At 68.3% G+C, this 5,758-nt stretch carries 6 protein-coding genes; 1 reads left to right on the top strand and 5 read right to left on the bottom strand.

Features of this window, described 5'->3' with window-relative positions; all coding sequences use genetic code 11:
- Nucleotides 1-266: 266 nt before the first annotated feature.
- The 5 genes from purN to VEY12_07260 form a co-directional block, all read right to left on the bottom strand.
- The gene (gene purN / locus VEY12_07280; GenBank protein ID HYM39929.1) at nucleotides 267-908 is read right to left on the bottom strand and encodes a phosphoribosylglycinamide formyltransferase; all 642 of its coding nucleotides are present in this window, start codon (nucleotides 906-908) and stop codon (nucleotides 267-269) included.
- An 8-nt stretch (nucleotides 909-916) separates the two neighbouring features.
- Nucleotides 917-2,449 (bottom strand): bifunctional phosphoribosylaminoimidazolecarboxamide formyltransferase/IMP cyclohydrolase, encoded by a 1,533-nt coding sequence (purH, locus tag VEY12_07275; protein HYM39928.1) that lies wholly within the window; start codon nucleotides 2,447-2,449, stop codon nucleotides 917-919.
- Between the two features lie 69 nt (nucleotides 2,450-2,518).
- On the bottom strand, nucleotides 2,519-3,478 hold the full coding sequence (locus tag VEY12_07270; protein ID HYM39927.1) for a methylenetetrahydrofolate reductase: 960 nt from the start codon (nucleotides 3,476-3,478) through the stop codon (nucleotides 2,519-2,521).
- 95 nt (nucleotides 3,479-3,573) lie between these two features.
- Complete coding sequence (locus VEY12_07265) at nucleotides 3,574-4,725, bottom strand: NAD(P)/FAD-dependent oxidoreductase (protein HYM39926.1); 1,152 nt, start codon at nucleotides 4,723-4,725, stop codon at nucleotides 3,574-3,576.
- Nucleotides 4,726-4,774: 49 nt separating this feature from the next.
- Nucleotides 4,775-5,284 (bottom strand): MarR family transcriptional regulator, encoded by a 510-nt coding sequence (locus VEY12_07260; protein HYM39925.1) that lies wholly within the window; start codon nucleotides 5,282-5,284, stop codon nucleotides 4,775-4,777.
- Between the two features lie 196 nt (nucleotides 5,285-5,480).
- Here VEY12_07260 and VEY12_07255 point away from each other — a divergent pair.
- On the top strand, nucleotides 5,481-5,758 hold a 278-nt coding region (locus VEY12_07255; protein ID HYM39924.1), incomplete at its 3' end, for a tetrahydrofolate dehydrogenase/cyclohydrolase catalytic domain-containing protein.

The raw sequence follows: 5,758 nt of genomic DNA, 5'->3' as shown, positions 1-5,758 counted from the left end.
GTGCCGTTGCAGCGGAAGTTCGGTGCCTCGCAGAGCCCGCGTACCGAGAGAATTTTCGTCACGCCACACCGAGTCAAACGGGAATTCGCAGGGTACGTTCTCTTCCTGACTAAACCTTGATATAGCTCCGGAATCCTAGTTACCGGCACAAGCATCCCTCCACAACGAGGCCGTTCCCTGTTTTTCTACTGTGGCAACGGCCTTACCCTTTTTTGCGCCAGGACTGCGACGGCCCCGGGGCTCGTCGGCCGGCCTTTGCGAGCCGGCTACGCCGACGGGGGGATCTCGATTCCCCTCGCGTCGATGCGCACCCGGCGACCCTCCACGCGGATGCGTCCCTCCGCGAACAGGCGCACGGCCAGGGGCAGCAGCCGGTGCTCCCACTCCAGGATCCGCGCCTCGAGCGCCTCCTCCGTATCATCGTCCAGGACGGGGACGGCCTTCTGGAGGATGAACGGGCCGCCGTCCACGGAGGCGTCCACGAAGTGGATCGTGCAGCCCGAGACCCTCGCTCCCGCCGCGAGCACGTCCCGGTGCGCGTGGGCGCCCGGGAACGCGGGGAGGAGGGAAGGATGGATGTTCATGATTCGGTTGGGGAACTCGCTCACCAGGTACGACGTGACGATCCGCATGAACCCCGCGAACACGAGGAGGTCCACCCGATGCTCCCGGAGGACCTTGACCACGGCGCGCTCGAATCCCTCCCGATCCTTGCCGAACGGGCGGTGGTCGATGACGACCGCGGGGACGCCGGCCTTCCTGGCCCGTTCCAGGACGGGCGCACCCGGCACATTGCACACGAGGATCGCGAGGTCGACGTCGAGGTCGCCGCGGTCCCGCGCGTCGACGAGGCTCTGGAAGTCCGTGCCGCGTCCCGACGCCAGGACGCCCACCCGGATGCGCACCATGGACCCCCTCAATGCCGGAACAGCCGCATCCCCGTGAAGACCATCGCGATCCCGTGCTCGTTGCAGGCGTCGATGGCCTCCTGGTCCCGGATGGAGCCGCCGGGCTGGGCGATCACGCGGACGCCGCCCTTCGCGGCCTCGTCGATCCCGTCGCGGAAGGGGAAGAACGCGTCGCTCACGAGGACGGAACCCGCCGCCCTCGGGCCCGCCTTGAGGCAGGCGAGGATCACGCTGTCCACGCGGCTCATCTGGCCGGCCCCCATGCCCACGGTCACGCGATTCTTCACGAGCACGATGCTGTTCGACTTCACGTACTTGGACACCTGCATCCCGAAGACGATGTCCCGGACGTCCTCCGGGGACGCGCGGTTCTTGGTCACGGTCTTGAATGTCTCCGGCTTGATCTCGGGATACTGGGACGTCTGGACGAGCATGCCCCCGGAGACCTTGACCATCTCGAGCTCGGGCGAGGGCCGGAGCGGAAGGTTCGTGCGGACGAGGCGGATATTCTCCCGCTTCCGGAGGCGGGCGAGGGCGTCCTCGTGGTAGTCGGGCGCGATGATCGCCTCGACGAAGTGGCCCTTCATCCCCTTCGCGGTCTCGAGGTCGACCGCACGGTTCAGGCCCACGACGCAGCCGTATGCGGACCGCTCGTCCGCGGAGTGGGCCTCCGCGTAGGCCCGGGAGATTTCGGGTCGCACCGCCACGCCGGACGGATTCCCGTGCTTGATGATCACCGCGGCGGTCTCCTGGAACTCGGAGGCGATGCGGAGCGCCGCCTCCAGGTCGGCGATGTTGTTGTAGCTGAGCGCCCGGCCGTGGAGCTGCTCGAGGCTCGCCACGTTCGGGCGAGGTGCGTGGGGGTCGCGGTAGAACGCGGCCTGCTGGTACGGGTTCTCCCCGTAGCGCATGTCCGCCGCCTTCTCGTAGGCGAGACGTAGGCTCGGGGGTAGGGTGTGTCCCTGCCGCCGCGCGAGGAAGTTGTAGATGGCCACATCGTATCGCGACGTGTACTCGAACGCCTCGAGGGCCAGATCTTCCCGGAGCTTCGCCGGGAGGCTCCCCCCCTTGCGGTACGCCTCCAGAATCTCCGGGTACCGGACGGGCCGGACGACGACGCCTACGCGGCCCGCGTTCTTAGCCGCGGCGCGGATGAGCGACACCCCGCCGATGTCGATGTTCTCGATCGCCTCTGCCATGGGCACGTCCGGTTTCGCGGTCACGGACTCGAACGGGTACAGGTTCGCGACCACGAGGTCCAGAGGGACGGCTCCCCAGGCCGCGAGCTCGGGTTCGTCCCCGCGCGGCGCGAGAATTCCCGCGAAGATCCGGGGATGGAGCGTCTTCACGCGGCCCCCGAGGCCCTCGGGCTGCCCCGTGTACTCTGAGACCGTCTGCACGGCGAGGCCCGCGGCCTTCAGCGTCTTCGCGGTCCCCTCCGATGCGAAGAACGCAAAGCCGAGCGCGCCCAAACCGCGCGCGAACTCCAACAGGCCCTCCTTGTCCCAGACGCTCAGGAGGGCATGGCGGGGAGAAACCATCCCTGTTACCGCGTCGGAATGGTGGGCTCGCCCTTAAAGCTTGAGAAATCGCGGGACGCCGGGGCCGCGCTACGCAGCCTCGGCACGCGGCGGCGCGCGGCGATCGAGTCCGGACTCTCGGACGAGGAGGGGCACCGCCTCCTCCCAGTTCACCGCCATGATGTGCACGCCATGGACCCCCTCGATGGACCGCAGGGCGCGGATCGTCCGGAGGGCGATGCCGACTCCCTCGGCTCGCGGGTCGGGCGCATTCTCCATGCGGTGGAGGACCTCCTTGGGCACGACGACGCCCGGGACCTTCTCGGCCATGAACCGGGCCATCTTCGCGGACCGCAGCGGGATCACCCCGGCGAGGATGTGGACGTGCTCGTGGAGCCATTCCTTCCGCACGAGCCGCATCCACTCCTCGAAGCGGTCCACGTCGTAGATGGCTTGGGTCTGGACGAAGTCGGCGCCCGCGGTCACCTTGCCCCGGAGGTTCTCGAACGACTCCTCGAGGGAACCGCCAAACGGGTTCGCCGTGGCTCCGATGAAGAGCTTGGGCGCGGGCTCGACCCGGGCGCCGCCGCGGAGGACGCCCTGGTCCCGCAAATCGCGCGCCGTGGTCAAGAACTCCTCCGTGTTCAGGTCGTACACGCCCGCCGCGTCGCGCTCGTTCCCGATGTGCGGCGGATCCCCGCGCATGCAGAGCACGTTCCGGACCCCGAGGGCCGCCGCCCCCAGCAGGTCGGCCTGGAGCGCGATGCGATTCCGATCCCGGAGCACAATCTGGAGGACGGGTTCCACGCCCTCCTGGAGCGTGAGCGCCGCCGCGGCCATCGCGGACATCCGGACCATGGCCCGCTGGCAATCCGTCACGTTGCAGGCGTCCGTGGAATCCCGGAGGAGCGCGGCGATGCGGCGAACCTCCATGGGGTCCGGGGACCCCGGGGGAGCGATCTCCGCGGTGACCGCGAAAGCGCCGCCCGCGAGGACGCGCTCGAGCCGGCTCTCCGAGCGGACCTGCGGCGGTATGGCCTTCGCGACCATACCCGCCCCGAAGACCTGTCTTGAACTTGAGGCTGTCGTCCGGAAGGGCGAAGGATTATTCCGTTCGGAATGGGGCGCAACAGGCCTCGTCTAAGTTACCATCCGTAGTGCTCGCAGAGCTCGAGGGCGCGGATCATCCGGAGGAACTCGCGCGTGTGTCGCACGAGCCAGGGCTTGCTGCGGATCACGCGTCCTGCGAAACGGAGGGAGACCGCGCGCCAGTCGAGGCCGTCCAATTCCTCTCCGACGTCGTCCATGAGCCCGTCGGACCATCCCCGGACTCGCTCGATCATCCACCATAGCAGCGGATCCAGGAAGGGCGAATCTCTGAGCACCCGGTCGTAGCCGGACATGACGGACGGGTCCTCCCGCTCCAGGGCCGCCGTGGCGAACTCCCCCGCCAGGCGTCCGCTGAAAAGACCCGGGTGGATACCCGCTCCGTTCATGGGGTTCGCCACGCCCGCGGCGTCCCCCGCCACCGCGAATCCGGGGATCGCATAGCTCGTCAGATCGTACCGGTACGGGATTGTCCCCGCGATCGTCTGCAGGGCGCGGGAGGGGTCGAGACCGTGCTCGCGGCAGAAGGCGACCGTCGCGGCGTGGGCATCGATGTGGCCCCCCGCACCTACGTTGACGGCGTCCCCCTTTGGGAAGATCCAGGCGTATCCGCCGTCGTAGCGCTCGCCGATGTACAGGAGGAACCGGTCTGGGTCTGGGATGTCGAACCCCGCCCGCCGGAAGCGGTATTCGTACGCGAGGATCTGCTCTTGCCGCCGAACCAGGCCCAGCGATTTCGCGACAAAGGTCGTGGGCCCGTCCGCAGCGACAAGGATGCGCGACTCAAGCGCGCGCCCTCCCACAGTCACCTCCCACCCGGATTGCCGGCGCTCCACGTGTGTGACCCGGGCCGAGGTCTGCAACTCCGCGCCGTCGTCCACGGCGCCTTCCACGATCCACCGGTCGAAGACGGCGCGGTCGATCGCATAGCCCGGCAGGCGCGTGATGAAGAAGCTCTTCCCGCTCGGGACGATGCAACGGGCGCCCGAGACCTCCTGGGCGATCCACGCGTCGTGCGGCCGAATCCCGTTCGACTCGAGGCCGAACCGGCTCACGCCCTCCGCGCACTGGACGGGTTCGCCCACGGTCCGCTTCTTCTCGAGGACGAGCGTCGAGAATCCTGCGGCGGCGAGCTGCCGCGCGGCCATGCCGCCCGCAGGCCCGGCTCCGACCACGATCGCGTCGTACACGGCTTCGGCGGCCCAAGGAGGCGGCGCGATATCTGCCTTGCGTCGTCGCTCAGCCATGCCTCGCGGCGACGTCCGCCCCGTGCGGCGTCAGCCGGTACACGTAGGGCGGCACGCCGCGGCGCAGGGCTGGCCCGCGTTGCTTCGCGATCAGCGACACCGCGTTCAGGACGCGAAGGCCGTTCACGGTGGTGTAGTCGGACAGGTCGAGTTCCTCGGAGACCTCGCCCGCCGTGGCATCGGGATGGTCGCGGAGGAATCGCAGGATGAGGATCTTCTGGGGGTCGAGGGCCTCGGACGTCTGCCGCTCGGGTCGCGGCTCGAACTGGAGCCGTTCGTAGATCCGCTTCCCCTGCTCGGAGGGCGACACGGTCACCAGGAGGAGCGCGTTCCGCTCGATCTCCAGCAGATGCTTTGCCACGGCCGCCGGCGCGATGCCCATGAGCGCGGCCAGCTCGGGGATCCGCGAGTCCCGGTTGCGGTACACCTTGTTCTCCACGACGATCGTCAGGACCTCGCGCTGACGCTCTGTCAGCTCACGCGTCCAGTCGTTCGAGTGCATCCGAAGAGGCCTGAAATTCGGGAGAGGGCTTAAGTGTTTTCGTCGCTGATAACCAATTCGGGCGCGTCTGACACCAAAAGCGTACGTTTTGGACGTCCGCCGCTAACTTCCTCGTATGCGCGCGCGCCCGCGTGGAGGCAACCGCCGGGTCTGAAAGTCCATAACCGCCTCTGGGTTACCCATCGCGGTGAGCCACATGGCGGGGGCGATCATCGACGGGAAGCGCGTGGCGGACGAGATCCGGGATGAACTCCGCGGCCGCCTGGACCGTCTCCGGTCCCGGGGCGTGAACCCCGGACTCACCGCCATCCTCGTCGGGGACAATCCGAGCTCCCAGCTCTACGTGAAGATGAAGGGCAAGGCGTGCGAGGAGATGGGCATGGCCCACGCGACGATCGAGATGCCGAAGGACACCCCGCAGGACGCCTTGATGCGGGAGATCGCCCGCCTCAACGCGGACCCCAAGGTCCATGG

Source organism: Thermoplasmata archaeon (assembly GCA_035632695.1).
In the GTDB taxonomy this organism is placed as follows: Archaea; Thermoplasmatota; Thermoplasmata; order RBG-16-68-12; family RBG-16-68-12; genus RBG-16-68-12.
The sequence above is the reverse complement of the archived record's forward strand: the minus strand, read 5'-3'. Positions and strand labels throughout refer to the sequence as shown.

Bases quoted from the DNA above. Each gene is read 5' to 3' on its own strand.
- purN (HYM39929.1), bottom strand. From the start codon at position 908: ATGGTGCGCATCCGGGTGGGCGTCCTGGCGTCGGGACGCGGCACGGAC.
- VEY12_07270 (HYM39927.1), bottom strand. From the start codon at position 3,478: ATGGTCGCGAAGGCCATACCGCCGCAGGTCCGCTCGGAGAGCCGGCTC.
- purH (HYM39928.1), bottom strand. From the start codon at position 2,449: ATGGTTTCTCCCCGCCATGCCCTCCTGAGCGTCTGGGACAAGGAGGGC.
- VEY12_07260 (HYM39925.1), bottom strand. From the start codon at position 5,284: ATGCACTCGAACGACTGGACGCGTGAGCTGACAGAGCGTCAGCGCGAG.